Here is a 2,216-nt window from a genome sequence, read left to right as displayed (position 1 = left end):
CGCTGGCAGCGCCGTCGGCCGCATACGCCCTCGACACCGCCTCGACGCCGCACATGGGTGCGATCCCCACGGCCGGGCCGGCTACGGCCGGCGGTGGTGGGTTCCCCGGCACGAGGGGAAGCCAATTCTTCGGCGGCGGGAACGTCCCCGGTTTTGGCCCCGGCGCCGGTGCCGGCGGACAGCCAGGCGGCGGGCAGGGCGGCGGCGGTTTCGGTGCTGGTTTCGGTGCCGGGGAGAGCGCCAACTCCGAGCTCGTCCAGTTGCTGAGGAACGGCCAGAAGGGCTACCGCTGGGTTGCGGCAACGTCGGGATCCCAGACGGCCGGATCGCTCGAGCTTGCCAGCGGTACCGCGATTATGGCGATGGGTGGCTTCAACGGCGGTGACCCGGCACCGACGCTCGCCGAGTTCAAACAGTACGTCGCCCAGCACAACATCCATTACTACATTTCGGGTGGCGGTTTCGGCGGTGGCGGTTTCGGCGGTGGCGGTTTCGGCGGTGGCGGAGGCTTCGGCGGCCGCGGCAGCAGCGGGATCACATCCTGGGTGCAGAGCACCTTCACCGCGAGGACCGTCGGTGGGCAGACGGTCTATGACCTGACGCAGCCCAGGACCTGATCCCGGGCTGGAGTTGCGTCCCGACACGGGGCCATGACGGGACGCAACCGTGACCGACAGCGATGATAGAGGTGAGCCGAGCGCGCGGCGAGATGGGTTCCCGCCGCACCGGATGCGGTCGGTGCGGAGGTGCCAGTGAACCGGGGTGACGCTGCAGTGTCCGGAACTGACTCGGCCAGGGCCGATCTGCCCGCAGTCGCGATCCCGGGCCAGGGTGCGCCCGCAACCGCGGTTTCGGGGTCCACCGTGCGCACAACCGCGGTGTCCCGTGCTGTGATCGATCTGCTGACGGGCCTCGTCGGGCCGAAACCACCGGTACGGATCGAATTGTGGGACGGGACGGTCCTCGGGCCTGAAACCCCGACCAGGGTTGTGGTGCGGACGCCGGAGGCAACGCGGCGGGTGCTGTTCCGTCCCGGTGAACTCGGTTTCGCGCGAGCGTATGTGGCCGGAGAGATCGACGTCGAAGGCGACATTTTCGACGCCCTCGACCTGCGGAGCCACCTTGGGGTCCAGGCCGTGACGCCGACCGTGCTGCGCGCGGCGGCGACGTTGTTGCGCCTGTTGGGCCCCCTGCCCCCACCACCACCCACGGCCGAGGCGAGGCCGCGGGGCCGCCGCCACAGCCGGGCGCGGGACGCCGCCGCCATCACCCATCACTACGATCTGTCCAACGCCTTCTATCGGCAGGTTCTCGGTGCGGCGATGACGTACTCGTGCGGCCTGTGGGCGGCGCCCGACGTGGGGCTCGCAGCGGCGCAGGACGCCAAGCACGAGCTGGTCTGTCGCAAGCTGGGTCTGCGCGCCGGGATGCGTCTGCTCGATGTGGGCTGCGGCTGGGGCAGTCTGCTGCTCCACGCCGCGCGGCACCACGGAGTCGAGGGGGTCGGCGTCACCATCTCGCCGAACCAGGCCGACCTGGCCCGGCGGCGGATCGCCGACGCGGGTCTCGCCGACCGCATCCAGATCCGGCTACAGGATTACCGGGATGTCAGCGACGGTCCGTTCGATGCGATCAGTTCCATCGGGATGGTGGAGCACGTCGGCGTCGCGATGCTGCCGGTCTATTTCCGTTACCTGTTCGACCTGCTGCGGCCTGCGGGCCGGCTGCTCAACCATGGCATCGCCTACCCCGGCGACCCTGCCGGGCAGGCGCGTAACCGTCCGCGGCTCGGACCGCTGCCGCTGCCGGCCGGGCGTAACTTCGTCGCGCGGTATGTCTTCCCCGACGGTGAACTGCACGAGATCGGCGTGCTCGTCAGTGTCATGCAGGCGGCTGGTTTCGAGCTCTGGCATAGCGAGAATCTGCGCGAACACTATGGTCCGACCTTGCGCGCCTGGGTGGGAAACCTTGAGGCGCACTGGGCCGATGCCGTGGCCGAGGTCGGTGACGCCCGGGCCCGGGTATGGCGGCTGTACATGGCCGCCTCCGCGCTGATGTTCGAAGCCGGCCAGGCCCAGATCCACCAGGCGCTCGCGGTGCGGCGCGCGGGCGGGCGGTCCGGTATGCCGCGCCGCCCGTCCTTCGAGAGCATGCTGGTTGTTGGGGAGTCTGCGCCCGCGCCGGGCCTGGGATGAGTGACGATGGGAGCCGTGTAC

At 70.1% G+C, this 2,216-nt stretch carries 1 protein-coding gene and 1 pseudogene; both read left to right on the top strand.

Going from position 1 to position 2,216, the window contains the following annotated elements; all coding sequences use genetic code 11:
• A pseudogene (locus U9980_RS03715) lies at window positions 1-617 on the top strand (glycosyl transferase); the annotation flags it as partial.
• A gap of 156 nt (window positions 618-773) precedes the next feature.
• A complete protein-coding gene (locus U9980_RS03710; RefSeq protein ID WP_322766684.1) occupies window positions 774-2,195 on the top strand; it encodes a cyclopropane-fatty-acyl-phospholipid synthase family protein in 1,422 nt (473 codons plus the stop codon).
• The last annotated feature ends 21 nt before the right edge of the window (window positions 2,196-2,216 follow it).

Source organism: Protofrankia sp. Cr1, from assembly GCF_963555865.1.
Lineage (GTDB): Bacteria > Actinomycetota > Actinomycetes > Frankiales > Frankiaceae > Protofrankia.
Note: the sequence above shows the minus strand (reverse complement) of the source record. Positions and strands in the feature narration are given on the sequence as shown.